Origin of the sequence: Phycicoccus sp., assembly GCF_035325325.1 — a bacterium.
GTDB lineage: Bacteria > Actinomycetota > Actinomycetes > Actinomycetales > Dermatophilaceae > Phycicoccus.
This window is the reverse complement of sequence record NZ_DAOLAC010000006.1, coordinates 45,823-72,746: the sequence shown is the minus strand read 5'-3', so window position 1 is coordinate 72,746 and position 26,924 is coordinate 45,823. Positions and strand designations below refer to the sequence as shown.

Here is a 26,924-nt window from a genome sequence, read left to right as displayed (position 1 = left end):
GCCCTCCCCGGACGAACGCGCACCCGGCGGCGACCTGACCTCTACGCTGGGCGGTGCGGGGCAACACGACGTCGGACGGGTCGGTGAGGAGGCCAGGACATGCGGTTCCTGCTGTGGATGCAGCCGCGCAGTCGGTCGGCGGCGCGCTCCAGCATGGTCGTGCTCGCCGGTGTCGCGGTCCTGGTGACGGTCGTCTTCCTCCCGGTGCAGACGGGCGCCCGGAACCCGACGCCGACCGAGCTCCTCCTGCTCCTCGGTGCGGTCGCCGTGGTCCTGCTCGGGTGCTGGGCGGCCCGCAACCGTCCGGTCCCGGCGCTGGTGGCGTGGGCGGTGGTCCCCCTGCTGTCCGTCGTGGCGATCGTCGTGCTCGACCTGCTGACCTCCGACGTCTCCGTGGCGGCCCAGGTCTTCTTCGTCTTCCCCACGCTGTACGGGGCCTCACAGCTGCGTCGCCCCGGCGCCGTGGTCATGACGGTGGCGTCCGTCGTCGGAGTGGGTGTCGTGGTCCTCGGCTCCCTGCCGCTCGCCGCGGCCGTCGCCGACCTCGGCTACGTCACGGCGGCCCTCGTCACGACCGCGGTCCTCCTGGTCCGTTCCGGCGAACGGCAGGACGAGCTGGTGACGAGGCTCGAGCGGCTCGCCGCGGTCGACCCGCTCACCGGCCTGGCGACCCGGCGCGTGCTGGACGAGGCCGCGAGGTCGGCCATCTCCGGCGCGGACAGTGCCGAGGGAACGTCCTTGATCCTGCTGGACGTCGACGAGTTCAAGTCCGTCAACGACCGCTACGGCCACCCCGGCGGCGACGAGGTGCTGGTCCAGCTGGCCGAGTACCTCGTGCGGTCAGCGCGCCGCGACGACATCGTGAGCCGGCTCGGCGGCGACGAGATGGCGGTGCTGCTGCCGGGCTGCTCGAAGGAGGCACTCCAGCGGCGCGCGGAACAGATCGTCGCCGACGTCAGGGCCCACACGTTCGTCCTGCACGACGGTCAGGCGATCCGGGTCTCGGTGAGCATCGGGCTGGCCAACGTCCCCGTCGACGCGGCGGACCTCCAGGGCCTGTACGTCCGGGCGGACCAGGCGCTCTACGAGGCGAAGCGGTCGGGCCGCAACCGGGTGGGCGTCCTGGCGACCCCGCCCACCTCCTGACCGGGGGGCACCAGGGCGAAGGCGCCCTCCTCCTCCTGGGCGTTGTGCAGGCGCAGGACGGCGTACAGGCCGTAGAGCAGGCGACGCAGCTCCACGACGTCCTCCGGCCGCACGGTGTCGTCGTCCAGGTCCGCGAGCAGCCGGCGCATCCGGCCGACCTGGTGCTCGATCTCGGCATGGGTGCGGCTGATGGCCGCGGTCGCGTCGGCCCCGCCGAGGGCTCGGGAGACCAGCGGCACGAGCAACTCCTCGTCCGCCAGCTCGTGGGGGAGCAGCCCACCCTCGAGCCGGTGGAGGAGGGCATGGGCCGGGGCCAGCTCGGTGCCGTGCGAGGACAGGGCGTCGGCGACGGTCCGGATCTGCTCGACGTCCGCCAGGACCGCGTCGTGCTCGGTCCTCAGCCGGCGCGCGAGGGCGACGTCGGCCGGGCTCATCGACACGGAGTGGACCCGCCCGGGACGCAGGGCGCGCAGGGCGATGCCGATGGCCAGGACGTCGATGACCTCCTGGACGACGGCTCCCACGGCGGGGGCCAGGAGCCCGGCGGCCGCGCCCCCCATGGCGAGCAGCGACAGGCCCATGCCGACGACGACGGCCTGCAGGGCGATGCGCCCGGACCGGCGGGCGATGAACATGGCGTCGGCGAGGACGTCGAGCCGGTCGACGGTGAGGACGACGTCCGCGGCCTCCGAGGACGCGGTCGCACCACGCGCGGCGAGCGCGACGCCGACCCCGGCGGCGGCCAGGGCGGGAGCGTCGTTGACGCCGTCGCCGACCATGATGGTCGGCGTGTCGGCGGTCTCGGCCACGACGGCGGTGAGCTTCTCGGCGGGGTCCCGGTCGGCCAGGACCGCGTCGACCCCGACGATCCGACCGACGGTCGTGGCGATGTCGGGCCGGTCCCCGGTGACGAGGACGACCCGGGCGATGCCTGCCTCCCGCAGCGCGCGGACCATCCGTGGCGCGTCGGGGCGGATCGGGTCCTCGAGGAGGAAGGCGCCGGCCGGGGCGCCGTCGACCGCGACGAAGACGGTGAGCGAGCCGTCGAGGTCGGCCCGCCGGCGGACCTGGCGCACCCAGGCCGGCGGGGTCCCGGGGACGATCCAGTCGGCCTTGCCGACCCGGACCCGGTGCCCGTCCACGAGGCCGCGCAGCCCGCGGCCGTGCTCCTCCACGACGTCGGTGGGCACCCGCAGCGGCAGCCCGCGGCGGGTTGCCTCGGTGACGATCGCGCCGGCGAGGACGTGGGGCGAGACCTGGTCCAGTGACGCCGCGAGGCGGAGCACCTCGTCGGCGTCGACCTCGGCGGTCGCGGTGACGGACGAGGCGAGGACCGGCCGGCCCTGGGTGAGGGTGCCCGTCTTGTCGAACAGCACGACGCGGCCGGCGGCGAGCCGTTCGAGCGCGCCACCCCCCTTGACGACGACGCCGACCTGCGCGGTCCGCGACAGGCCCGAGATGATCGCGATGGGGGCCGCGAGCAGGAGCGGGCACGGGGTCGCCACGACGAGGACCGCGACGGCCCGCACCGGGTCGGCGGCGAGTACCCAGCTCGCGCCCGCGAGGACGAGGGTGAGCGGCACGAACAGGAGCGCGAAGCGGTCGGCCGTGCGCACGAAGGGCGCCGAGGAGGCCTGCGCCTCCTCCACGAGCCGGACCACCCCCGCGTACGTCGACTCGGCCGCGGCGGCCGTCGCCACGAGCTCGAGCGGGGGCCCGGCGTTGACCACGCCGCTGCGGACGTCCTCACCCGGGCTCCGCTCGACGGGGAGTGGCTCGCCGGTCAGCGCGGCCTCGTCGAGGGTGGCGCCCGAGACGAGCCGGCCGTCGACGGCCACGACCTCCCCGGTGCCGACGAGGATCCGGTCGCCGCGGCGGACGTCGTCGACCGGCACCTCCACGACGTCCTCGCCCATCCGGCGTCGAGCGCTGCGGGGGGCGCGCTCGACGAGCAGGCTCAGCTCGCGTCGCGCCCGGGCCGCGGCCCGGGCCTCGAGGAGCCGGCCGGACGCGAGCATCACGGTGATCATCGCCCCGGCGAAGGGCTCCCCGACCGCCAGCGCACCGGCGAGGGCCAGAACGGCGATGACGTCGACGCTCGGCTGCCGTCGCCGCACGGCGGCCACCGTCCAGGCCACGGACGCGACGAGACCGAGACCGGTTCCCGCCACCCAGACCACGTCGGCGACGGCCACCGCGGATCCCAGCCACGCCACACCGCCCCCGAGCAGCATCACCGCCGAGGACGCGAACAGCAGCGACTCCACGTGGTCGCGCACCCACGTCATGCCCTCACCTTGCAGCGTCCGACGACCGCCGGCGCCGGGGTGCCTGAAACGTCACACGGGCGGTCGGCCGGCCCCCTCAACCACCGAGGGCCGCCGAGACGACCTCCTTGGCCTCGGCCTGCACCTGCGCGAGGTGGTCGGCGCCGCGGAAGGACTCGGCGTAGATCTTGTAGACGTCCTCGGTGCCGCTCGGCCGGGCCGCGAACCACGCCGACTCGGTGACCACCTTGAGGCCGCCGATCGCCGCGCCGTTGCCGGGCGCCTCGGTGAGCTTGGCCGTGATCGGCTCCCCGGCGAGCGACTCGGCCGCGACGTCGGTGGGAGAGAGGGCGGCCAGCTTGGCCTTCTGCTCGCGGTCGGCGGGTGCGTCGATGCGGGCGTAGGCCGGCGCGCCGTGCCGGGCGGTGAGGTCGGCGTACAGCTCGGACGGCGTGCGACCGGTCCGGGCGATGATCTCCGAGGCCAGGAGGGCGAGGAGGATGCCGTCCTTGTCGGTCGTCCACACCGACCCGTCGCGGCGCAGGAACGACGCGCCGGCCGACTCCTCGCCGCCGAAGGGCCCGGACCCGTCGAGCAGGCCGGGGACGAACCACTTGAACCCGACCGGGACCTCGACGAGCCGGCGCCCGAGGTCCGCGGCGACCCGGTCGATCATCGAGCTCGAGACGAGGGTCTTGCCGACGAACCCGTCCGCCCGCCAGTCCGGCCGCGCTCCGCCGTAGAGGTACTGGATGGCCACCGCGAGGTAGTGGTTCGGGTTCATGAGGCCGGCGTCGGGGGTGACGATGCCGTGCCGGTCGGAGTCCGCGTCGTTGCCGGTGGCGACGTCGTACTCGTCACGGCGTGCGATGAGCGAGGCCATCGCCGAGGGCGACGAGCAGTCCATCCGGATCTTGCCGTCCCAGTCGAGGGTCATGAACCGCCACGTCGGGTCGACGAGCGGGTTGACCACGGTGAGGTCGAGGTGGTGGCGTTCGGCGATGGCGCCCCAGTAGTCGACGGCGGCGCCTCCGAGGGGGTCGGCGCCGATGCGCACCCCGGCCTCGCGGACCGCGTCGAGGTCGAGGACGCTGGGGAGGTCGTCGACGTAGGTGCCGAGGAAGTCGTAGGACTGGGCGGCGGCCCGGGCCCGGGCGAAGGGCACGCGGCGCACCCCGTCGAGGCCGGCGCGTAGGTACGCGTTGGCGGCGGCGGCGATGACCTTCGTCGCGTCCGAGTCGGCCGGCCCGCCGTGCGGCGGGTTGTACTTGAAGCCACCGTCGCTCGGCGGGTTGTGCGACGGCGTGACGACGATGCCGTCGGCGAGGCCCCGGCCGGCCGGCAGGTCGGAGACGCCCGAGACCTTGCCCCGGTTCGCGACGAGGATCGCGTGCGACACGGCGGGTGTCGGGGTGTAGCGGTCGGCGGCGTCGACGAGGACGGTGACGTCGTTGGCGGCGAGGACCTCGAGGGCCGAGGACCAGGCCGGCTCCGAGAGGCCGTGCGTGTCGCGGCCGACGAACAGCGGCCCGTCGTAGCCCTGCTCGCGGCGGTAGTCGCAGATCGCCTGCGTCGTGGCGAGGATGTGCGCCTCGTTGAACGACGTGCGCAGGCTCGACCCACGGTGTCCCGAGGTGCCGAAGACGACCTGCTGGTCGACGTCCTCGGGGTCCGGCTCGCGCGTGTAGTACGCCGTGACGAGGGCCGCGACGTCGACGAGGTCGGAGGGCTGGGCGGGCTGGCCGGCACGCGAGGAGCTCATGGGGCCGATCCTCGCAGAACCACCGCCCGCGCGGACGGCAGCGGTGTCTCGGAGATCACACCCGGACATACCCCACGGGGTAGCGGAAGGACTACTACGAGGAGTAGTAATGAGGCATGGAACGCACGACGAAGAAGCTGGTGGTCCTCGGCGCCGGAACAGCCGGGACGATGATCGTCAACAAGCTGCGCAGGCGACTCCCGCGCGAGGAGTGGTCGATCACCGTCGTCGACAAGGACGACGTGCACGACTACCAGCCGGGCTACCTCTTCATCCCGTTCGGGCTGAACACCCCGGAGCAGATCCGCAAGACCAAGCGACCGTTCATCCACGGCGGGATCGACGTCGTCATGGGCGAGATCGAGCGGGTCGACACCGCGGCCCACGAGGTCCGGATCGCCGGCGGCCGCATCCTGCGCTACGACCAGCTCGTCATCGCGACGGGCACGTCGCCGCGCCCCGACCAGACCGAGGGGACGCTGGGGCCGCAGTGGCACAAGGAGGTCGGCGAGTTCTACACCTACGAGGGCGCGCTCGCGCTCCACGACCAGCTCGACACCTTCACCGGCGGCCGGCTCGTCGTGCACATCACCGAGCTCCCGATCAAGTGCCCCGTCGCGCCGCTGGAGTTCACCTTCCTCGCCGACGACTGGCTGCGGCGGCGCGGGCTGCGCGAGCGGACCGAGCTCGTCTTCGTCACCCCGCTCGACGGGGCGTTCACCAAGCCGGTCGCCAGCCGCACCCTCGGCGGGCTGCTCGAGGAGAAGGGCATCACCGTCGAGCCCGACTTCATGATCGAGCGGATCGACCAGGAGCGGAAGGTCCTCGTCTCCTTCGACGAGCGCGAGGTCGCCTACGACCAGCTGGTGACCATCCCGCTCAACATGGGCGCAGACTTCGTCGCGGCCTCCGGCCTCGGTGACGAGCTGAACTACGTCCCGGTCGACAAGCACACCTTCCTCGCCACCGGGTACGACGACGTGTTCGCCCTCGGCGACGCGAGCAACATCCCGACGAGCAAGGCCGGCTCGGTCGCGCACTTCTCGGTCGACGTCTTCGTCGAGAACTTCCTCGAGCACGTCGCCGGACGGCCGATGACCCACCGCTTCGACGGGCACGCCAACTGCTTCGTCGAGTCCGGGCACGGCAAGGCCCTGCTGCTCGACTTCAACTACGACACCGAGCCGCTCACCGGCACCTTCCCGATCCCCAAGGTCGGGCCGATGAAGCTCCTCGGCGAGTCCCGCGCCAACCACCTCGGCAAGCTCGCGTTCCGGCACATCTACTGGAACGCGCTGCTGCCCGGTCGCCCGCTCGGCCTCCCGGCCGAGATGTCGATGGCCGGCAAGAACCCCGCCTGAGCACTCCCGGAAAGGAACGAACACGATGACCACCACGACGATCGCCGGCCACGAGGTCGAGGTCAACGAGGAGGGCTTCCTCACGAAGCCCGAGGAGTGGACCGAGGACCTCGCCCCCGAGCTGGCGCAGCTCATCGGGCTGCAGCTCGGCGAGGAGCACTGGAAGCTCATCCGCTTCCTCCGCGAGGACTACGCCGCCCAGGGCGAGACCGCGACGCTGCGCCGGGTCTCGACCCAGACGGGCACCCCGGTCAAGACCCTCTTCACCCTCTTCCCCGGCAAGCCGGCCAAGAAGATGGCCTACGTCTCCGGCCTGCCCAAGCCGAAGGGATGTGTCTGACATGACCGCCACCGACACCGCGCCGGTCGTCGTCCCGTCGTTCGACGACGACGCCGGCACCGGCCGCAAGCTCGCGATCATCTGCTCCAAGGGCAACCTCGACATGGCCTACCCGGGCCTCATCCTCGCCAACGCCGCCGTCGGCGAGGGCGTCGAGACGCACATGTTCTTCACCTTCTGGGGCTTCGACATCATCACGAAGGCGACGATGGCGGACCTGAAGTTCAGCTTCGTCGGCAACACCGCGATGCACCCGCCGGGCCACAGCGGCATGGGGATCCACCACATGCTCGGTGCCCTGCCCGGCGCGACGGCTGCGGCCACGAAGATGATGAAGAAGCAGATCGCCGACCTCGACGTGCCCGACGTGCCCGAGTTCCTCGAGCTGCTCTCCGGGTCCGGCGTGCACATGTGGGCCTGCCGGATGTCCGCGGACATGAACCACGTGACCGAGGAGGACCTCTACGAGGGCGTCGAGGGCATCATCTCGGCGAGTGACTTCATCGAGCTCACCGACGGCGCGCAGCTGCTGTTCATCTGAGGCCGCTGCGCGCGCGACCCGGCGGAGACCGGTCCCCGCCGGGTCGTCGCGCGTCCGCCGAGGGGCGGACGTCAGGCGAACCAGCCGGCGGGGGCGATGGCCTCGCCCATCCGCGGGACGTACTGGTCGAAGTACACCCGCGAGACGAGCTGCTGGCGGGTGCGCACCCCGGCCTTGTCGAAGACCGACTTCAGGTGGTCCTGGACGGTCCAGGCGGACAGGTGCAGCGTGCTCGCGATGGCCCGGGTGTCCTCGCCCTGGAGGACCAGCTGGGTGACGTCGCGCTCGCGCGGGGTGAGGCCGAAGGCGGCGACGACGAGGCCGACGATCTCGGGCGGGCGCGCCTCCTCGATGGTCACCGCCACCTCCCCGACGTGACCGTCACGCCCGACCAGCGGGGCCGCGTGGAGGACGAGCCACATGCCGCTCGCCCCGCGGATGCGGCTGCGCGGAGGGTTCGGCACCTCCCCGCGGGCGTACCGGCGGGCGGCACCGACGAGCGCGTAGAGGGGCGTGACCGGGTCCCCACCGGCGGCTCCGCCGCGCAGGTCCTCGAGGCGGTCCTCGGTCCCCGGGGTCATCCGCACGAGCTCACCGGCGGCGTCGACGACCGCGACGGCCGGGCCGCGCGAGGTCGGCGCGAGCGTGGGGTCCCCGAGCCCGGCGAGCAGGCCGGTGCGCACGCCGTGGGCGAAGGTGCCCGAGAGCGAGGCGAGGAAGTCGATCTCGTCCTCGGCGAACGGCGGGTCGTCCGGGCCCCGGAACAGCGCCAGGGCGCCCCAGGCGTTGCGGTCGTCGCGGAAGATGAGCCGGGCCTCGTCACCGAAGCCGAAGTGCGGCTGCATGAAGCTGGCCATCCGGTGCGAGCGCTCGACCTCGCCGTGGGTCATCACGTGGACCCCGGCGGCCGGGACCGCGGCGCGGGAGAGCTCGGTGAACGCGCTCGGCTCCACGGTGCCGTACTCGACGACGCCGAACTCCAGGTCGTGGCTGTCGACCTCGGCCAGGTGTCCGTACTTGCGGGCGCTGGTGAGCAACGAGGTGCCGGGGTCGTGGGTCGCGACGCACGCGGCGTCCCAGGGCACCGCGCGGCGGATCGACTCGACCGCCTCGCCGAAGAAGGCGTCGAGGTCGAGGCCCGCGCGCGCGACGATGTCGACGTCCTGGCGCACCCGCGTCGCCGTCAGTCCCCTGGCCACGATCCGAGTATGGGACCGGACCGGCGCGCTGTACATCCCAGTTCCGTGGGGTGTGGCCACCCCCTGACGGGCGGCCGGACACTCCCCTCGCCGCGGGGATGGTGGCGGGTGGGCCGGGACGAGCAGTCTCGACGCCGGCCACCGTGGCGACCGCCCGGTGCCCCGAGACCGTCGAGAGGACACCCGATGAGCACCACCCCAGCCGGCGCGGCGACCACCGCACCGCTCACCCTCCGCACCGGATGCGAGGTGCACCACCCCGGCGACCCCGGATACGACCGCGTGCGGATGCCGTGGAACCTCGCCGTCGACCAGCGACCGGACGTCGTCGCGCTGCCGCGCACCGTCGAGGAGGTCGTCGACGTGGTGCGTGCCGCCGCGGCCGCCGGACTGCGCGTCGCGCCCCAGGCGACCGGCCACGGTGCGGGGCCGCTCGGCGAGCAGGGCCTCACCGGCGCGGTGCTGCTGCGCACGTCGGCCCTCACCGGGGTCACCGTCGACCCGGTGTCGCGGACCGCCCGCGTCCTGGGCGGCACGACGTGGGACGCGGTCCTCGAGGCGGCCGCACCCCACGGGCTGACCGCGGCCCACGGCAGCGCACCCGACGTCGGCGTCATCGGCTACCTCCTCGGGGGCGGTCTGTCGTTCTACGGCCGACGCCACGGGCTGGGCGTCAACGCCGTCCGTGCCCTCGACGTGGTGCTCCCCGACGGCACGCTGCGGCGGGTCGACGCCGACGACGCGGAGCTGTTCTGGGCCGTGCGCGGCGGTGGCGGCTCGGTCGGTGTCGTCGTCGCCGTCGAGATCGACCTGCTGCCCTATCCCGACGTCGTCGCCGGCATGCTCCTCTGGGGCCGGGACCGTGCCCCCGAGGTGCTGCGGGCCTGGCGGGAGTGGACCACCGGGCTGCCGGAGTCGGTGACGACCTCGTTGCGGGTCATGAGCTTCCCGCCGCTGCCGGAGCTTCCCCCGTTCCTGTCCGGGCGGGACGTCGTGGTCGTCGACGGCGCCCTCCTCGAGGACGACGAGCGGGCGGCGGCCCTGCTGGCCCCGCTGCGGGCGCTGGAGCCCGAGGTCGACACGATGGGCCGGATGCCGTCCGCGGGTCTGCTGGCCGTGCACATGGACCCGCCGACCCCGGTCCCGGCGGTCGGTGACCACGCGCTGCTCGGGCCGCTCGACGACGCGGCGGACGCGGCGTTCCTCGGGCAGGTCGGGCCGGGGACGCGCTCGGGGCTCATGTTCGCCGAGCTGCGCCACCTCGGTGGTGCCTTCGCCCGCGAGCCCGAGGGTGGCGGCGCGCTGTCCCGGCTGTCGGGGGAGTACGCGATGCTCGCCGTCGCGGTCGCTCCCGAGCCGGGGGCGGTCGTCGCCGGCCGGGCCGCCGCGTTCGCCGTCGTGCGGGCCATGGCCCCGTGGACGGTTCCGGGGCTGGCCCCGACGTTCGCGGAGAACCGGGTCGAGGCGAGCCGCGTCCACGCGGCCGACGTCCTGGCGCGGCTGCTCGCCGTGCGCGACCGGGTCGACCCCGACCGGGTGCTGCAGCCCGCGCACTCCCTCTGAACCGCGACGCGTGGCGGGCCGCGCCCCTCAGATCTCCAGCGCGGGCGTGGCCCGCTCGGTGCCGGGCACGGGGGCGAGGTACAGCGTCGAGAGGCGGGCGACCCGGACGGTGACCGAGAACGGCTGGTCGTTCCACGGTGCCGCCTCGGCCTCGAGCACGCTGCCGGCCTGGCTCGGCGACCCGGCCTCGTCGTAGCCGCTGGTGTCGAGGACGACCTCCCACTGCCCCGAGCGGGGGACGCCGAGGCGGACCCACTCCTTGTCCTCACCGCTGTAGTTGACGACGGTCGCGACGACGTCGCCGGTGCCGTCGGCCCGCTCGTGGCGCAGGTAGGACAGCAGGTTGCCGGTGTTGTCGTCGGCGTCGAGCCAGCGGAAGCCCGCCGGCTCGGCGTCGAGCGACCACAGGGCGGGGTGCTCGCGGTAGAGGGTGTTGAGCTGCTTGACGAGGTTGTGCACCCGGAAGTGCGCCGCGTGGTCGAGCAGCCACCACTCGAGCGAGCGGCCGTCGGCCCACTCCTGCGGCTGGGCGAACTCGCAGCCCATGAAGAGCAGCTGCTTGCCGGGGTGGCTCCACATGTAGGCGAGGAAGGCCCGCAGCGTCGCGAGCTGCTCGGGCCGCTCGCCGGGGATCTTGGTCAGCAGCGAGCCCTTGCCGTGGACCACCTCGTCGTGGCTGATCGGCAGGACGAAGTTCTCGCTGAAGGCGTACATGAGCGAGAAGGTCAGCAGGTTGTGGTGGTACTGCCGGTGCACCGGCACCTCGTGGAGGTAGCGGAGCGTGTCGTTCATCCAGCCCATGTTCCACTTGAGACCGAACCCGAGGCCGCCGGCGGACGTGGGCTTCGTGACGCCCGGCCACGAGGTCGACTCCTCGGCGATCGTCACGACCCCCGGCACCCGCTTGTACGCGGTGGCGTTGGCCTCCTGGAGCAGCCCGATGGCCTCGAGGTGCTCGCGGCCGCCGTGCACGTTCGGGATCCACTCGCCGTCCCGGCGCGAGTAGTCGAGGTAGAGCATCGAGGCGACGGCGTCGACCCGCAGGCCGTCGACGTGGAACTCCTCGAGCCAGTACACCGCGTTGGCGACGAGGAAGTTGCGCACCTCGAGCCGGCCGAAGTCGAAGACGTGCGTGCCCCAGTCGGGCTGGTCGCCGCGTCGGGGGTCCGGGTGCTCGTAGAGGGCGAGGCCGTCGAAGCGGGCCAGCGCCCACTCGTCGCGCGGGAAGTGCCCGGGCACCCAGTCGAGGATGACCCCGATGCCGGCCTGGTGGAGGGTGTCGACGAGGTACTTGAAGTCGTCAGGGGTCCCGAAGCGCGCGGTCGGGGCGTAGTAGCCGGTCACCTGGTAGCCCCACGAGGGGCCGTAGGGGTGCTCCATCACCGGGAGGAGCTCGACGTGCGTGAAGCCGAGGTCGCTGACGTAGTTGACGAGGTGCTCGGCGAGCTCGCGGTAGGTCATCCCCTGCCGCCACGAGCCGAGGTGCACCTCGTAGACGCTCATCGGGCCGGTGTGCGGGTCGCGCGCGGCCCGCTGCTCCATCCACGCGGTGTCACCCCACGCGTGCGTGCTGTCGTCGACGACCGAGCCGGTGCGGGGCGGGCACTCGGTGCGCCGGGCCATCGGGTCGGCCTTGGTGCGCACGACGTCGTCGGCGCCGCGGATCTCGTACTTGTAGACGTCGCCCGGACCGACACCGGGGACGAACAGCTCCCAGACCCCGCTGCTGCCGATCATCCGCATCGGGTGGACCCGGCCGTCCCAGGAGTTGAAGTCGCCGACGACCCGCACCGCCTTGGCCCGCGGGGCCCAGACCGCGAACGAGGTGCCGCGCACGGTGCCCATCGGGCCGCCGTACTCGTGCACCCGGGCGCCGAGGACGGTCCACAGCTGCTCGTGCCGGCCCTCGCCGACGAGGTGGAGGTCGACCTCGCCGAGGGTCGGGGCGAAGCGGTAGGGGTCGTCCTGCTCGTGCTCGATGCCGTCACCCCACGCGACGAGCAGCCGGTAGTCCATCGTCGCCGTGGCGCCCTCCCGCACCGCGCTCCACACGCCCTCGGCCTCGTGGTCGAGGGTGAGCTCCTCGCCGTCCTCGAACCGCACCCGCACCGACTCGGCCATCGGCTTGAGGGCGCGGATGCGCAGACCGCCCGGCTCGAGGTGCTGCCCGAGGAGGTCGTGCGGCTGCTGGTGGCGGCCCTGGACGAGGGCGGTGATGGCGCCTCCGACCTCGGGGCTGGGGGAGGGGCTCACGAGAGGTCTCCTTCGGGTGCGGACGGTCCGGCGGGGGAGAAGCGGGCGGTGAGGCGGGTCACGGCGTCGAGCGGGACCCCGAGCCAGTCGGGGCGGTTGCGGGCCTCGTAGACGACCTCGTACAGCGCCTTGTCGAGCTCGAAGGCCGCGAGGACGGCGGCGCGGTCGCGCGGGTCCTCGCCGGCCTCGGCCGCGTAGCCGTCGAGGAAGGACTGCTGGGCGGCGAGCACCCAGTCGCGCGCGGACTGGCCGACCACCCGCTCGAGCGTGCCGCCGACGTAGTCGAAGCTGCGCAGCATCCCGGCGACGTCGCGCACCCACTGGTCGGGCAGCGAGCGCTCGGCGAGCGGTCGCAGCGGCTCGCCCTCGAAGTCGAGGAGCACCCAGCCGCGCTCGGGGGAGCGGAGGACCTGCCCGAGGTGGTAGTCGCCGTGGATGCGCTGGAGGTCTGGCCACGGTGCGGCGGCGGCCGCGTCGAGGACCGAGGCGACGGCTCCCCGCGTCGACTCGAGCGCCGGCACGGCGGCGACCGCGGCGTCGAAGCGGGAGCGCATGCTCGCGAGGATGCCCTCGACCTGGGCGGGGGAGGTCGGCTCGGTGCCGAGCACGCCGGCGAGGGTGCGGTGGACCTCGGCCGTGGCGACCCCGAGCTCGCGGGACGGGCCGGTGAAGTCGGTGCCGTCCTCGGCCGCGCGCAGGGCGACCCGCCACGCGTCCTCGACGCCGGGCAGGAACTCCTGGACGAAGGCGAGGTGGCCGGAGGCGGGGCGGTCGCCCTCCGGGCCCGGGTGCGGCCACCGGCCGGTGACGGCGCCGACGACGGCCGGCACGCGCCGGGAGCCGGCGTCGACGAGCGCCCCCTGGAGGACGACGTCGGGGTTCTCGCCCGGCGAGAGCATCCGGAAGACCTTGACGATGAGGGGCACGTGGTGGCCGGACTCGTCGTCGGTGTCGAGGATGACGGAGGTGTTCGACTGCTCGCCGGCGAGGACGCGGGCCGAGCGGACTCGCACGGCCCGGCTCCAGCTGGCCTGCGGCACACCGGTGACCGACTCGTCGACGGCGTCGGACTCCGAGGACGACGCGGCCGGCACCCGGCCCTGGACGAGCTCGAGGAGCTGGGTGGCGTACACGGGGTCGTGCGGCGCGTCGTAGACCCACCGACGGCCGAGCACCGAGTGCTCCGTCGTGCCGACGAGGGCGTGGTCGGCCGAGGCCAACGGCTCGCCCCGGTAGGTGAGCGGCACCTGGTAGACGACCGGCTCGTCCCCGGACTCGTCGGCGACGATCATCGTCTCGATCCCCACCTCGCCGGCCGGGTCGTCGAGCCGCCACGACGCCAGGCGCCGCACCCGGGGGCGCCGACCCTTCGCGGCGTACCAGCGCTGGGCGCCCATCCACTCCTCGACGAGCTCGCGCTTGGTCGGGGTGAGGGTCGCGTCGGTGTGGATCTCAGCCACGGTCGCTCCCGGGGGGAGGGTCGAGGGCGAGCCAGAAGAAGTCGCGCGAGCCGAGGGTGAGGGTGAGGGTGCCGTCGGCCCCGACGTCGGGGAACCCGGTGCCGCCGAACAGGTCCCGGGTCTCCCAGCCGGCGAGCTCGTCGGGCAGCGTGACCGTCGAGGCCTGCGGGCGCGAGGAGAGGTTGTTGACGCAGAGGACCGCTCGGGCCGAGCGGTCCTCGGCGTCGCGGTCGCGCCGGTCGACCCGCACGTAGGCGAGGACGCGGTCGTGGGTGGAGTCGCAGACCGTGAAGTCGCCCACGCCGAAGACGGGGTGCTCGCGCCGGACCGCCAGCATCCCGCGGACCCAGTGCAGCAGCGACGAGCCGGAGGCCATCTGCGCCTCGACGTTGACGTGGTTGTAGTGGTGCACCAGCGACTGGACGACCGGCAGGTAGAGCTTGCCGGGGTCGGCCGCCGTGGAGAAGCCGGCGTTGCGGTCCGGGGTCCACTGCATCGGGGTGCGGACCGCGTCGCGGTCCTGCAGCCAGATGTTGTCGCCCATCCCGATCTCGTCGCCGTAGTAGAGGCACGGCGAGCCGGGCAGCGAGAGCAGCAGCGCGTGGATCAGCTCGATCTCGGGGCGGGAGTTGTCGAGCAACGGCGCGAGCCGGCGCCGGATGCCGACGTTGGCCCGCATCCGGGGGTCGGGGGCGTACCAGCCGTACATCGCGGCGCGCTGCTCCGGCGTGACCATCTCGAGGGTCAGCTCGTCGTGGTTGCGCAGGAAGGTGCCCCACTGCGTGCCGCTCGGGATCGACGGCGTGTCGGCGAGGACGTCGATGATCGGGGCCGCCTTCTCCTCGCGCAGCGCGTAGTAGAGCATCGGCATGACCGGGAAGTGGAAGCACATCTGGCACTCCGGCTCCTCCTCGGTGCCGAAGTAGTCGACGACGTCGCTCGGCGGCTGGTTGGCCTCGGCGAGCAGGATGCGTCCCGGGTACTCGGTGTCGACCATGGCGCGCAGCTTCGCGAGGAACCCGTGCGTCTTCGGGTGGTTCTCGCAGTTGTGCCCCTCCTCCTCGTAGAGGTAGGGGACGGCGTCGAGCCGGAAGCCGTCGATCCCCATGTCCATCCAGAAGCGCACGACGTCGAAGATCGCGTCGTGCACCGCCTCGTTCTCGAAGTTGAGGTCCGGCTGGTGGCTGAAGAAGCGGTGCCAGAAGAACTGCCGCCGGATCGGGTCGAAGGTCCAGTTGGAGGTCTCGGTGTCGATGAAGATGATCCGCGCGTCGGTGTACTTGTCGTCGGTGTCCGACCACACGTAGAAGTCGCCGTACGGCCCCTCCGGGTCGCTGCGCGAGGCCTGGAACCACGGGTGCTGGTCGCTCGTGTGGTTCATCACGAGGTCGGTGACGATCCGGATGCCCCGGGCGTGCGCCTGGTTGATCAGCTCCTTGAACTCCGGGAGCGTGCCGAACTCGGGCAGCACCTGGGTGTAGTCGGAGATGTCGTAGCCGCCGTCGCGCAGCGGGCTGGCGTAGAACGGCGGCAGCCACAGGCAGTCGATGCCGAGCCACTGGAGGTAGTCGAGCCGGTTCATGATGCCGGCGAAGTCGCCCTCGCCGGAGCCGGTCGAGTCGCCGAAGGCCCGCACGAGGACCTCGTAGAACACGGCCGTCCGGAACCACTCGGGGTCGTGGCGCAGTCCGGGCTGGTTCATCCCCAGCCCGGGGGTGCTGTGGCCCATCCCGGGGATGACGCTCACCACGGCCTCCTCAGGGACACGACGTGGCACGGTTCGACCTCGGGCCCGAGGCGCACGTAGACGTCGCGCTGCCAGGTCCAGGTCTGGTCGGTGACGTGGTCGTGGGCCTCGAGCGAGTCGCCGGGCTCGAAGCCGAGGGCCGGCAGGTCGAGCCGCAGCGTGCTCGCCCGGGTCGAGTGGGGGTCGAGGTTGGCCACGACGAGGACGACGTCCTCGGTGCCGTCCGCCAGCGTGCGCCGCTTGGAGAAGGCGAGGAAGTTCTCGTCGTCGACGTGGTGGAACCGGATGTTGCGCAACCGGTGCAGCGCGGGGTGTTCGCGGCGGACCGTGTTGAGCATGGTCAGCCAGCCGGCGAGCGACTGCCCCTCCTTGGTGCCGCCGGGCTCGTAGTCGGCCCAGCGGCGGTCCTTGAGCTCGTACTTCTCGTTGTCGATCTGCTCCTCGGCGCCCGGGCGGGCCACGTGCTCCATCAGCTCGTACCCGGCGTAGATGCCGTAGGTCGGGACCAGCGTGGCGGCCAGGGCGCTGCGGACCTTCCACGCCGCCGGGCCGCCGAACTGCATGTAAGGCGTGAGGATGTCGTGGGTCGTCGGCCAGAACGACGGACGCATGTACGCGGCGGCGTCGCCGGACAGCTCCGCGAGGTACTCGCGCAGCTCGCCGGCCGTGTTGCGCCACGCGTAGTACGTGTAGCTCTGCTGGAAGCCGACCTTGGCCAGGGTGTGCATCATCGCCGGCTTCGTGAACGCCTCGGCGAGCCAGATGACGTCCGGGTGGTCCTCGGCGACGTCGGCGATGAGCCACTGCCAGAACTCGACCGGCTTGGTGTGGGGGTTGTCGACCCGGAAGATCTCGACCCCGTGGTCGATCCAGACCTGGACCACCCGGCGGACCTCCCGGTAGATGCCCTCGGGGTCGTTGTCGAAGTTCAGCGGGTAGATGTCCTGGTACTTCTTCGGCGGGTTCTCGGCGTAGGCGATCGTGCCGTCGGCCCGGGTCGTGAACCACTCCGGGTGCTCGGCGACCCACGGGTGGTCCGGGGAGCACTGGAGGGCGAGGTCCATCGCCACCTCGAGGCCGAGATCCGCGGCCCGCGCGACGAAGGCGTCGAAGTCGTCGAAGTCGCCGAGGTCGGGGTGGATGGCGTCGTGGCCGCCGTCGGGGGAGCCGATGGCGTAGGGGCTGCCGGGGTCCTCGGGCCGCGCGTCGAGGGTGTTGTTCGGGCCCTTCTTCGCGGCCTGCCCGATGGGGTGCACCGGGGTGAGGTAGACGACGTCGAAGCCCATGTCGGCGATGGCGGGGAGGCGCTCGGCGGCGGTGCGGAGGGTCCCCGTGACCCAGCGGTGCTCCTTCTCGTCGTACCGCGCGCCCTCGCTGCGCGGGAAGAGCTCGTACCAGGCGCCGTAGAGCGCCCGCTCGCGCTCGACGAGCAGGGCGTGCTCGGCCGACGGCGAGACCTTCTCGCGCAGCGGCCGGGCGCCGAGCTCGGCCTCGACCGCCGCGTCGGTGCCGGCCCTGAGGCGGATCGTGGGCGGGCGGGACGCGTCGCGCAGGGTCCGCACGGCGTCGACGAGCACCTGCTCCTGGGCGGCGGTCCGGTCGACCTCGTCCAGGGCCCGTTCGAGGACGAGCGCGCCCTCCTCGAGCATCAGCTCGGTGTCGACGTCCGCCGCGACCTTGATCGTCGCGTCGTGCTCCCACGTGCCGTAGGGGTCCGACCACCCCTCGACCCGGTAGGACCACCAGCCCGTGCGGTCGGCGGAGACTCGGGCGACCCAGGTGTCGAGCCCCGGGTTGGTGCACGTCATCGGCAGCTGCCGCTCGACGCCGTCGGGGTCGGTGAGGACGAGCGTGGCGTTGACCGCGTCGTGGCCCTCGCGGAAGACGGTGGCCACGACCTCGATCTCCTCGCCGACGACGGCCTTCGCCGGGCGGGCTCCGTGGTCGACGCACGGTCTGACGTCCTGGACCGGGATGCGACCGATCGGGACCTGGGGCGGGGCGGTGCGGAGGGCATCACTCACCCCACCGAACCTACACGGACGCGCGTGGGTGGCGTGAGGTGCGGGACCCGCCGGTCCGCGGTCCGGTCAGGCGTGCCAGATGCGCTCGAGGTAGTCGCGCATCGAGCGGTCGGAGGAGAAGAAGCCGGAGCGCGCGACGTTGAGGATGGCAGCACGCGACCAGCCGTCCTCGTCGGCGTACGCGGCGTCCACCCGGGCCTGCGCGTCGAGGTAGGACTGGAAGTCCGCGAGGGCCATGAAGGCGTCCTCGTGCAGCAGGTTGTCGATGACCGGGGCGACGGCCTGGCGGTCGCCGTCGGTGAACCGTCCGCTCGCGAGGAGGTCGATCGTGCTGCGCAGGCGCGGGTTCTCCTCGTAGTACATCGAGGGCGAGTACCCGGGCCGGAGCCGCTCGACCTCGGGCTCGGTCATCCCGAAGAGGAAGAAGTTGTCGTCGCCGACGAGCCGCCGGATCTCGACGTTGGCGCCGTCGTCCGTGCCGATGGTCAGGGCACCGTTGAGGGCGAACTTCATGTTGCCGGTGCCCGAGGCCTCCTTGCCCGCGAGCGAGATCTGCTCGGAGAGGTCGGCGGCCGGGATGAGCTTCTCCGCGAGGGTGACGTTGTAGTTCGCCGGGAACGCGACCGAGAGCCGGCCGGCGACCGCGGGGTCGGTGTTGACGACGTCCGCCACGGCGTTGATGAGGAAGATGATCTCCTTGGCCATGTGGTAGCCCGGGGCCGCCTTCGCGCCGAAGATGAAGGTGCGTGGCGTCACCTGCTCGACCGGGACGCGACCGGAGACCACGTCGTCGTAGAGCGAGACGATGTGCAGCAGCTTGAGGGTCTGGCGCTTGTACTCGTGCAGCCGCTTGACCATGACGTCGAGCATCGTGTCGTGCGGCAGCTCGAGGCCGTCGCGCACCCGGAGCAGGTCGTGCAGCCGCTGCTTGTTCGCCTGCTTGACCCGGCGGAACTCGGCGCGGAAGCTCGCGTCCTCGGCGTACGGCTCGAGCTCGCGGAGGCGGTCGAGGTCGGTGACCCAGCCCTCGCCGAGGGTGTCCGTGAGCAGCTCGGAGAGCCGGCGGTTGGCGAGCCGGACGAAGCGCCGCGGGGTGACGCCGTTCGTGACGTTGGTGAACTTCTCAGGCCACAGTTGGCTGAAGTCGGGGAGCACCTTGTCGCGCAGCAGCTGGCTGTGCAGCTCGGCGACGCCGTTGACCTTCGCCCCGGCGACCGTCGCGAGGTAGGCCATCCGCACCGAGCGCTGGGGGTGCTCGCCGATGATCGACATCCGGCGCACCCGCATCTCGTCACCGGGAAAGGCCTCGCGGACCTCCTCGAGGAACTCCTCGTTGATCCGGTAGATGATCTCGAGGTGGCGGGGGAGGAGGCGGCCGAGCAGCTCGACCGGCCACACCTCGAGCGCCTCCGGCAGCAGCGTGTGGCAGGTGTAGGCGAAGCACTTCCGGGTGATCTCCCACGCCTCGTCCCACGCGAAGCCCTTGCGGTCGACGAGGATCCGCATCAGCTCGGGGATGGCGATCACGGGGTGGGTGTCGTTGAGCTGGAAGATGATCCGCTCGTGCAGGCGCCGGAGGTCGTAGTCGGCGGGCAGCGTGTTGTCGATGAAGTCGTGGAGCGAGCAGGCGACGAAGAAGTACTGCTGCTGGAGGCGCAGCTCCTTGCCCTGCGGCGTCGAGTCCTCCGGGTAGAGGACCTTCGAGATGTTCTCGGCGAAGGTCTGGGCGCGGACCGCCTGCGCGTAGTCGCCGGAGTTGAAGATCTGCAGGTCGAAGGCCTGGGTGGCGCGGGCGCTCCACAGCCGCAGCGTGTTGACCACGCCGTTGCGGAAGCCCGGGACCATGTAGTGGTAGGGCATCCCGAGCACCTGCCAGTCGGGCAGCCACCGGGTGCGCTCGCGACCCTGGGCGTCGGTGGTCGTCTCGGTGTGGCCTCCGAAGCTCACGAGCACCTGGCGCTCCGGGTGCGGGAACTCCCACGGGCTGCCGAGCGAGAGCCACGAGTCGGGCACCTCGACCTGGCGGTCCTCCTCGAAGGTCTGCCGGAAGATGCCGTACTCGTAGCGGATGCCGTAGCCGATGGTCGGCACGTCCATCGTCGCGAGCGAGTCCACGAAGCAGGCGGCGAGCCGGCCGAGGCCACCGTTGCCGAGGCCCGGCTCGACCTCCTGGGCGCGCAGGGTGGCGATGTCGATGCCGCAGCGGTGCATCGCCTCCTCGGCGATGTCCTGGAGGTTGGTCGCGAGGAGGTTGTTGCCGAGCTGGCGGCCGAGGAGGTACTCCGCCGACAGGTAGCCGACGGTCTTCTGCTGCGCCTGGCGGCGGCGGGCGCCGGTCTCGAGCCAGTCCGCCATGAGGTAGCGCCGCACCGTGCGGGCCAGGGCGAGGTACTGGTCGTTGACCGTGGACTGGGACAGCAGCGTGCCCTGGCCGTAGTTCAGCTCGCCGAGGAAGGTCTCGACGAAGCCGTCGACCGTGTTCGGCGGCTGGACGACGGGGCCGGAGGCCAGCGGGTGGCTGGTCCGGAACGCCGGACCGATCCGTCGCACGTCGGTCGACGGCGACTCGTCGGACACGACGGAGGGGGAGGGCACGGTGTCGGTCATCGGTGCGGTCCTTCGGGGCACGGTGGTGGTTCGGGCGCGGCGACGGTGGCGCGCTGACACAGGGTAGCGACCCGGTGCGGAAACGCTTGCACAGTTCGGTGGATGAGCGGCGTGCCGTGACGCGTGGGGCTCACGGGGCGGCGACCAGCCGGTCGCTGGTGACCTCGGCGAGCGTCGGGCAGCCGGTGAGGGCCATCGTCAGGTCGAGCTCGGCGGCGACGTTGCGCAGCACCTCGGCCACACCCTCCTCGCCGGCCAGGGCCAGTCCGTAGACGTGCGGGCGCCCGATGCCGACCGCCGTGGCCCCGAGGGCGAGGGCGACGAACGCGTCGGCGCCGGAGCGGACGCCGGAGTCGAGGACGACCGGCATCGCCGAGCCGCGGGAGCGCACCGCCTCGACGACACCGGGCAGCGCGTCGAGGGCGCCGACCGACCGGTCCACCTGCCGCCCACCGTGGTTCGAGACCCAGAGGCCGTCGACGCCGGCGTCGAGGGCCCGCGCGGCGTCGTCCGGGTCGAGCACGCCCTTGAGGACGACGGGCAGCGAGGTCAGCTCGCGCAGCCGCGGCAGGTCGGCCCAGGTGAGCGAGGGCCGCGAGAACACCTCGAGGAAGGTCTCGACGGCCGCCCGGGGCACCGGCGAGGTGAGGTTCTCGCGCGTGGTGCCGGGGTGGTTGCGGCTCATCGCGAGCAGGGTGCGGACGGCCGCGGGGGTCGGCCGCGGCTGCGGCTCCTCGGGTCCGTCAGCGGCGGCCGCGACCCGCTCGGCGACGAGCCGGCGGAAGACCGGGTCGGAGGTGTACTGCGCGATGCCCTCGCCGCGGGCGAACGGCAGGTGGCCGAGGTCAAGGTCGCGTGGGCGCCAGCCGAGGTATCCGGTGTCGAGGGTGACGACGAGGACCTCGGCGCCGCACGCCTCGGCGCGCCGGACGAGCGAGGCCGCGAGGTCGTCGTCGTTGCTCCAGTACAGCTGGTACCAGAACCCGTGGCCGCCGAGCTCGGCGGCCACCGTCTCCATCGGCACCGAGGCCTGGGTGGAGAGCACCGGGGTGACGCCCTGCCCCCGGGCGGCCCGGGCGACGGCGAGGTCGGCGTCGGGGTGGGCCGCGGAGAGGACGCCGATGGGGGAGACGAGCAGCGGGCTCGGGTGGCGCCGGCCGAACAGCTCGACCGACAGGTCGCGCTCGGCGGTGTCGACGAGCATCCTCGGCAGCACCCGCCACCGCTCGAAGGCCGCCCGGTTGGCGCGCGCGGTGGCCTCGCCGCCGGCGGACCCCGCGACGTAGGCGAAGCCGCGGCGCGACATCACCCGCTCGGCGGCCTCCTCGAGGCGGGTGCCGTCGGTCGGGACGGCGGGGCGCCGCCCGAACGAACCGGCCCGGTAGACGGCGGACTGGGCGAGGCGACCGATGCCTGGAGCGACCACGACCGCCTGTCTACCGGATGCGACCGTCCGGCGGTACCTCCGGTGGCGACCGGCTCCCGCGGCCCTAGGGTGCCGGTGTGCAGCGATTCGCCTGGGCCCCGTGGGGCCTGCTCCTCGTCGTCCTCGACCTGCGGGTCGGCCTCTGGGACGTCCTGCCCGACGTCGTCGGCTTCGCGTGGCTCGTCGTCGCGCTCACCGGTGCCGAGCGGGTGGGCCGCCCGTTCGTCCTCGCTCGCTCGGCGGCGATGGTCGGGGTGCCGGCGGCGCTGGTCACCGGGACCCCGCTGCTCGCCGTGAGCCGGCCCCTGCTCGTCGCGGCGCTCGTCGTCCAGGCGGCCGCCTTCGCCGTCGCGCTGTGGGCCCTGGCCTCCGGCGTCCTCGAGCACTCGGACGACGAGGCCGCGCGGCGCTGGGCCGCCCGGCTGCGCCCGGCGGCCGCCGCGCTCGGCGTCCTCCTCGTCCTCACCGACCCGGCCGTCTACCTCGTCACCTCGGCCTCGGCGCTCGCGGTGCCGGTCAGCCTGCTCTGGCTGCTCGCCCGGCTGGCCGAGGCGGTCGTCGGCGTGCTCGTCGTCGTCCTGCTCCAGCGGGTGGCCCGCTCGGGCGAGCTGAGGCCCGCCTGAGCGGGACCGCTCAGCGCAGGTAGGGGATCGTGCGGTCGAGCAGGCCGCGCTCCTTGAGCTCGGCGCGCAGCGGGATCTCGTCGTCGATCCAGCCGCTCTGCTTGATGCCCCAGAACGACGCGTGGTCGGGGCCGTAGCCGAGCAGCTGCTGGTGCAGGGGGCTCAGGCCCTTGAACCACTCGGAGTCCTGGTCGGCGACCGCCTCGTCGAGCGGGCGGATCCAGCGGTAGGTGTAACCGATGAACATCAGCTTCCGGATGCGCTCGCTCTTGTTCATCGAGCGGCTGTGCCAGATGCGCCGGTCGAAGATGAACGCGTCACCCGGCTCGAGGCACACCTCGGTGGCCCCCTCGGGCTCGATGATGGGGTCGCCCGGCTTCTCGGGGCGGCCGGCGAGCGTGTTGTTCTTGTGGCTGCCCGGGATGACCTTGGTGTTGCCGTAGCCCGGCTCGGAGAGGTCGGTCAGCGCGTAGCAGATCTTCGTCATGAACATCGGGCGCACGTCCATGTCGATGTCGGAGTTCTGCCGGTAGCCGTCCTGGTGCCAGTTCCAGAAGGGCGGCTCGTCCTTCGGCGGGTTGACGTCGATGTGGTTGTGGTGCGTGTAGATGTTCCAGCCCATGGTCCCCCAGATGTAGGGGAAGGTCGTGGGCCAGGTGAGCAGCTCGGGGAAGCGCGGGTCCTTGTGCAGCCACCCCATGACGTGGATGGAGCGGTCCGGGCGCAGCTCGCCGGCGGCCTCCTCCTCGGCGTAGATGCGGTCGACCGCGTCCTCGAAGTACGCGCGGTCCTCCTCGGGGAGGGCGTTCTTGATGACGACGAAGCCGTCGCGGTCGTACTGCTCGCGGATGGCGGGGTCGATCGGCTCGAAGCCGGTCGGCGCGGGCGCGGTCGCGGTCATGCTCGGGTGCTCCTCGGTCTCGTGGGCGGGATGCGGTGGCTGCGGTCAGTCTAGGACGGGCCGCTGGCGTAGAGACGCAAGGTCATCGCCGGCACGACCGCTCCGCCGTCGACCGGCTCGCCGTCCGCGGGGGGCCGCTCCCACGCGCTGTCCCACACCAGCCGGTACCCGCCGGTGGTCGGCAGCGTCACCTCGACCGGGTGCGCCGCACCGTTGACGACGAGGAGCGCCCCGGCCTGGTCGTCGGCCGGCGCGGCGAGGGCCATCTGGAGCACCCGGACGCCGCCGTCGTGCCAGCGGTCGCCCATCGGTGCTCCGTCGGCGGCGAACCACGCGACGTCGAGCGTGCCGTCGTCGTCGACCTCGCGGCCGGTGAGCCAGGTGCGCTGGCGCAGCACGGGCATCGTGCGGCGCAGGGCGGTGAGGTGCCGGGTCGTCGCGAGCAGGTCCTCCTGCCACGGCGCGAGGGACCAGTCGACCCACGACAGCTCGTTGTCCTGGCAGTAGGGGTTGTTGTTCCCGTGCTGCGTGCGACCCAGCTCGTCGCCGGCGGTGAGCATCGGGACGCCCTGGGAGAGGAACAACGTGCCGAGCAGCCCCCGCATCGCCCGCCGACGCGCCTCGAGCACCTCGGGGTCGTCGGTCGGGCCCTCCGTGCCGTGGTTCCAGGAGCCGTTGCCGTCCGACCCGTCGTGGTTGCCCTCGCCGTTGGCGTCGTTGTGCTTGTGGTCGTGGGCGACGAGGTCGGCGAGGGTGAAGCCGTCGTGGGCGGTGACGAAGTTGACCGACGCGGTCGGGCCGCGGTCGCGGGCCCCGAAGAGGTCGCGCGAGCCGGTGAGCCGGGTGGCCAGCTCGCGGGCGTCGTGGCCGCGCAGGCCGTGGGCCTGGGCGCGGGCGTCACCGACCCAGAACCGGCGGGCCGTGTCACGGAAGCGGTCGTTCCACTCGAGGAACGGCGGCGGGAACTGCCCGGTGCGCCACCCGTGCATCCCGAGGTCCCACGGCTCGGCGACGAGCATCACCCGCGAGAGGACGGGGTCGGTGCGCAGGGCGACGAGGAAGGGGTGGTCGGGGTCGAAGTCGTCGCCGCGGCCCCGGCCGAGGGCCACCGCGAGGTCGAACCGGAAACCGTCGACGTGGTACTCCTGCACCCAGTGCCGCAGGCTGTCGAGGACCATCCGGCAGACGACGGGGTGGCGCAGGTCGAGGGTGTTGCCGCACCCGGTGACGTCGATGTCGCGGCCGCGCTCGTCGAGCCGGTAGTAGGCGCGCTGGTCCAGGCCGCGCCACGACAGCGTCGCGCCGGTGCGGCCCTGCTCGGCGGTGTGGTTGAAGACGACGTCGAGGACCACCTCGAGCCCGGCCGCGTGGAGCAGCTTGACCATGCCCTTGACCTCGTCGACGACGCCCTGCGGGTCCGCCGCGGCGGCGTACGGCGCGTGCGGCGCGAGGAAGCCGAGGGTGTTGTAACCCCAGTGGTTGGTCAGCCCGCGCCGGACGAGGTGCGGCTCGTGGGTGAACGCGTGGACCGGCAGCAGCTCGACGGCGGTGACGCCGAGCGAGAGGAGGTGCTCGACCGACGCCGGGTGCGCCAGGCCGGCGTAGGTGCCCCGCAGGGCCTCCGGGACGCCCGGGTGGAGCATCGTCTGGTTGCGGACGTGCACCTCGTACAGGACGGTCTCGCTGCGCGAGCGGCCGGGGGCGCGGTCCTCGCCCCAGTCGAAGGCGTGGTCGACGACGACGCACCGCGGGACGTGGCCGCGGCTGTCGAGGGCCGAGCGCCGCTCGAGGTCGCCGTGCCACGTCGCGTCGACGTGGTGGCCGTACACCTCCGGCCCCCACGTCACGTCCCCCTCGACCGCGCCCGCGTACGGGTCGAGCAGGAGCTTGGTCGGGTTGTGGTGCAGGCCGTGGTCGGGGTCCCACGGGCCGTCGACGCGCAGGCCGTACCGCGTCCCCGGACCCATCCCCGGGACGAACCCGAACCACCATCCGTGGGCGCGCTCGCGCAGCGGCACGCGGCGCTCGCTCGCACCCTCGCCGTCGCCGGCCTCGAAGAGGCAGACGTCGACGCCGTCCGCGTGCCCGGCGTAGACCGCCACGTCCGCGCCGCCGGGGACGAGCGTCACCCCGGGCGGGGGCGGCAGGTCGCGGGTCGTCGGCCCGGGCGGGGCGGGACGCGTCGGCATGGCCGCACCCTAGCCGTGGGCGGCGCGGCGCGAGGGCGGGTGTCTCAGGCCCGCAGGGCCTTCGCGAGGTCGGTCACGTGCTCGACGAGCAGCCCCATGTCCTCGTCGGTGTGGGCGAGCGAGACGAGCCACTGCTCGTCGAGCCCGGGCGGGGTGAGGATGTTGCGGTTGACGCCCCACAGCCACGACAGCTCGGCCATCGCGAAGTCCGTCGCCTTGTAGTCGCGGTACGTGCGCACCGGCGCCGTCGACCACGTGACGCAGCCCTTGACGCCCAGCCCGACCGTGTGGGCGGGCAGCTCGTACGCGTCGATGACGTCGTCGATGGCCGACAGGGCACGGACGTTGACGGCCTCGGTGTCGGCGAGCGCCTCGGCGGTGCTGATCTCGTCGACCGCCTTCGCCGCGGCCATGACCAGCGGGTTGCCGTTGTAGGTGCCGAAGTGGGCCATCCGCCCGTCGACGACGACCTCCATCACCTCGCGCGTGCCACCGAACGCGGCGAGCGGCAGGCCGCCGCCGATCGACTTGGCGAGGGTGATGAGGTCGGGCTTGACCCCGAGGCGCTGGGCGGCGCCGGCGTACCCGGCGGTGAGGCCGGTCTTCACCTCGTCGAAGAGGAGGACGACGCCGTGCTCGTCGCACAGCTGCCGCACGCCGGCGAGGTAGCCGGCGTCGGGCACGACGATCGAGAGGTTCTCGACGACCGGCTCGACGACCATGACGGCGACCTCGCGGCCGTGCTCGGCGAGGACCGCGCGCAGCCGGTCGAGGTCGTTGTAGGGGACGACGTGGACGGTGCCCGCCTCGACGTCGAACGGCACCTCGGGCACCGGCGCGTCGGCCGGGCCGATGTTCGCGAGCTCGGGCTTGACCGAGACCTGGAGGGCGTCGTAGCCGCCGTGGTAGCCGCCCTCGATCTTCACGACGGCCTTGCGGCCGGTGTACGCACGCGCGGCGCGGATGGCGTACATCAGCGACTCGGTGCCGGAGTTCGTGAAGCGGATCATGTCGAGGCCGAAGCGGGCGCAGAACCGCTCGCTCATCTCGGTGGCCTGCGGCGAGGGGGTGACGAAGAGGGTCCCGGTCTCGGTGAGCGCGCGCTGGACGTGCTCGACGACCACGGGGTTGAGGTGGCCGACGAGCATCGCGCCGAAGCCCATCGACAGGTCGAGCATCCGTCGGCCGTCGACGTCGGTGAGCCACGCGCCGCGGGCGGACTGCACCGAGACCGGGTAGGGGTCCCAATGCTGGAACGAGGAGGTGACCCCGAGCGGCAGGGTGCGGGCCGCGCGCTCGTTGTGCTCGCCGGAGGCCGGGGTGCTACCGGTGAAGCGCTCCCACTCGGCCGCGAGCAGCGACTCGACGCGCGCCGGGTCGACCGGGCGGCTGCTCGCGGGAAGACGGCGGTAGGTGGCCGGGTCGTGCGCGGGGTAGGGGCGGGCGGTGGTCTCGGTCGCGGACATCGTCACTGTCTCCTGGGCTTGTGGAATCCGTGGCGGTAGGGGGTCTGGT

General features: G+C 72.8%; 18 protein-coding genes. 6 read left to right on the top strand and 12 right to left on the bottom strand.

The features are described from left to right. Window positions 1-99: 99 nt before the first annotated feature. Window positions 100-1,146 (top strand): GGDEF domain-containing protein, encoded by a 1,047-nt coding sequence (locus PKA89_RS06325; protein ID WP_324417696.1) that lies wholly within the window; start codon window positions 100-102, stop codon window positions 1,144-1,146. Here the strand turns inward: PKA89_RS06325 and PKA89_RS06320 are convergent. Further along, a complete protein-coding gene (locus tag PKA89_RS06320; RefSeq protein WP_324417695.1) occupies window positions 1,083-3,434 on the bottom strand; it encodes a heavy metal translocating P-type ATPase in 2,352 nt (783 codons plus the stop codon). The two genes, PKA89_RS06325 and PKA89_RS06320, sit on opposite strands and share 64 nt — an antisense overlap. A 76-nt stretch (window positions 3,435-3,510) precedes the next feature. Next, window positions 3,511-5,175 (bottom strand): phosphoglucomutase (alpha-D-glucose-1,6-bisphosphate-dependent), encoded by a 1,665-nt coding sequence (gene pgm, locus PKA89_RS06315; RefSeq protein ID WP_324417692.1) that lies wholly within the window; start codon window positions 5,173-5,175, stop codon window positions 3,511-3,513. A 116-nt stretch (window positions 5,176-5,291) separates the two neighbouring features. Here pgm and PKA89_RS06310 point away from each other — a divergent pair, with 116 nt between their 5' ends. The 3 genes from PKA89_RS06310 to PKA89_RS06300 are packed head-to-tail and all read left to right on the top strand — an operon-like array spanning window position 5,292 to window position 7,417. Next, on the top strand, window positions 5,292-6,536 hold the full coding sequence (locus PKA89_RS06310; RefSeq protein WP_324417691.1) for an FAD/NAD(P)-binding oxidoreductase: 1,245 nt from the start codon (window positions 5,292-5,294) through the stop codon (window positions 6,534-6,536). Between the two features lie 25 nt (window positions 6,537-6,561). Beyond that, window positions 6,562-6,876 (top strand): TusE/DsrC/DsvC family sulfur relay protein, encoded by a 315-nt coding sequence (locus PKA89_RS06305; protein ID WP_324417689.1) that lies wholly within the window; start codon window positions 6,562-6,564, stop codon window positions 6,874-6,876. Between the two features lies 1 nt (window position 6,877). Beyond that, entirely contained in the window at window positions 6,878-7,417 is a 540-nt protein-coding gene (locus PKA89_RS06300) for a DsrE/DsrF/DrsH-like family protein (protein WP_324417687.1), read from the top strand. A 71-nt stretch (window positions 7,418-7,488) separates the two neighbouring features. On the opposite strand, the gene PKA89_RS06295 is transcribed toward PKA89_RS06300, so the two are convergent. Then, window positions 7,489-8,616 carry a helix-turn-helix transcriptional regulator gene (locus PKA89_RS06295; protein ID WP_324417685.1) on the bottom strand — a complete coding sequence of 376 codons (1,128 nt, stop codon included), beginning with the start codon at window positions 8,614-8,616 and terminating at the stop codon, window positions 7,489-7,491. 186 nt (window positions 8,617-8,802) lie between these two features. On the opposite strand from PKA89_RS06295, the gene PKA89_RS06290 reads away from it, so the two are divergent. Continuing rightward, window positions 8,803-10,179, top strand: coding sequence for an FAD-dependent oxidoreductase (locus PKA89_RS06290; protein WP_324417683.1), 1,377 nt, complete (start codon window positions 8,803-8,805; stop codon window positions 10,177-10,179). Window positions 10,180-10,206: 27 nt separating this feature from the next. On the opposite strand, the gene glgB is transcribed toward PKA89_RS06290, so the two are convergent. The 6 genes from glgB to PKA89_RS06260 form a co-directional block, all read right to left on the bottom strand. Further along, on the bottom strand, window positions 10,207-12,432 hold the full coding sequence (gene glgB / locus PKA89_RS06285) for a 1,4-alpha-glucan branching protein GlgB (RefSeq protein ID WP_324417681.1): 2,226 nt from the start codon (window positions 12,430-12,432) through the stop codon (window positions 10,207-10,209). Further along, complete coding sequence (locus PKA89_RS06280; protein WP_324417679.1) at window positions 12,429-13,892, bottom strand: aminoglycoside phosphotransferase; 1,464 nt, start codon at window positions 13,890-13,892, stop codon at window positions 12,429-12,431. The genes glgB and PKA89_RS06280 overlap by 4 nt, the downstream gene beginning before the upstream one ends. After that, window positions 13,885-15,621: a maltose alpha-D-glucosyltransferase gene (treS, locus tag PKA89_RS06275; RefSeq protein ID WP_324417806.1), complete on the bottom strand. Its 1,737-nt coding sequence runs from the start codon at window positions 15,619-15,621 to the stop codon at window positions 13,885-13,887. The genes PKA89_RS06280 and treS overlap by 8 nt, the downstream gene beginning before the upstream one ends. 14 nt (window positions 15,622-15,635) lie before the next feature. Next, window positions 15,636-17,663 carry an alpha-1,4-glucan--maltose-1-phosphate maltosyltransferase gene (locus tag PKA89_RS06270; RefSeq protein ID WP_324417677.1) on the bottom strand — a complete coding sequence of 676 codons (2,028 nt, stop codon included), beginning with the start codon at window positions 17,661-17,663 and terminating at the stop codon, window positions 15,636-15,638. 66 nt (window positions 17,664-17,729) lie between these two features. Continuing rightward, window positions 17,730-20,270, bottom strand: coding sequence for a glycogen/starch/alpha-glucan phosphorylase (locus PKA89_RS06265; RefSeq protein ID WP_324417675.1), 2,541 nt, complete (start codon window positions 20,268-20,270; stop codon window positions 17,730-17,732). A gap of 130 nt (window positions 20,271-20,400) precedes the next feature. After that, window positions 20,401-21,696 carry an alpha-hydroxy-acid oxidizing protein gene (locus PKA89_RS06260; RefSeq protein WP_324417673.1) on the bottom strand — a complete coding sequence of 432 codons (1,296 nt, stop codon included), beginning with the start codon at window positions 21,694-21,696 and terminating at the stop codon, window positions 20,401-20,403. A 77-nt stretch (window positions 21,697-21,773) separates the two neighbouring features. Here PKA89_RS06260 and PKA89_RS06255 point away from each other — a divergent pair, with 77 nt between their 5' ends. Further along, window positions 21,774-22,319, top strand: a complete 546-nt coding sequence (locus PKA89_RS06255; protein WP_324417671.1) for a hypothetical protein — start codon at window positions 21,774-21,776, stop codon at window positions 22,317-22,319. Between the two features lie 10 nt (window positions 22,320-22,329). On the opposite strand, the gene PKA89_RS06250 is transcribed toward PKA89_RS06255, so the two are convergent. Genes PKA89_RS06250 through PKA89_RS06240 form a run of 3 tightly spaced genes read right to left on the bottom strand, consistent with a single transcriptional unit; the run spans window position 22,330 to window position 26,875 of the window. Next, window positions 22,330-23,220: a phytanoyl-CoA dioxygenase family protein gene (locus PKA89_RS06250; RefSeq protein WP_324417669.1), complete on the bottom strand. Its 891-nt coding sequence runs from the start codon at window positions 23,218-23,220 to the stop codon at window positions 22,330-22,332. 50 nt (window positions 23,221-23,270) lie between these two features. Beyond that, window positions 23,271-25,409 carry a glycogen debranching protein GlgX gene (glgX, locus tag PKA89_RS06245; RefSeq protein WP_324417667.1) on the bottom strand — a complete coding sequence of 713 codons (2,139 nt, stop codon included), beginning with the start codon at window positions 25,407-25,409 and terminating at the stop codon, window positions 23,271-23,273. 44 nt (window positions 25,410-25,453) lie between these two features. Further along, a complete protein-coding gene (locus PKA89_RS06240) occupies window positions 25,454-26,875 on the bottom strand; it encodes an aminotransferase class III-fold pyridoxal phosphate-dependent enzyme (protein WP_324417665.1) in 1,422 nt (473 codons plus the stop codon). Window positions 26,876-26,924 lie beyond the last annotated feature (49 nt).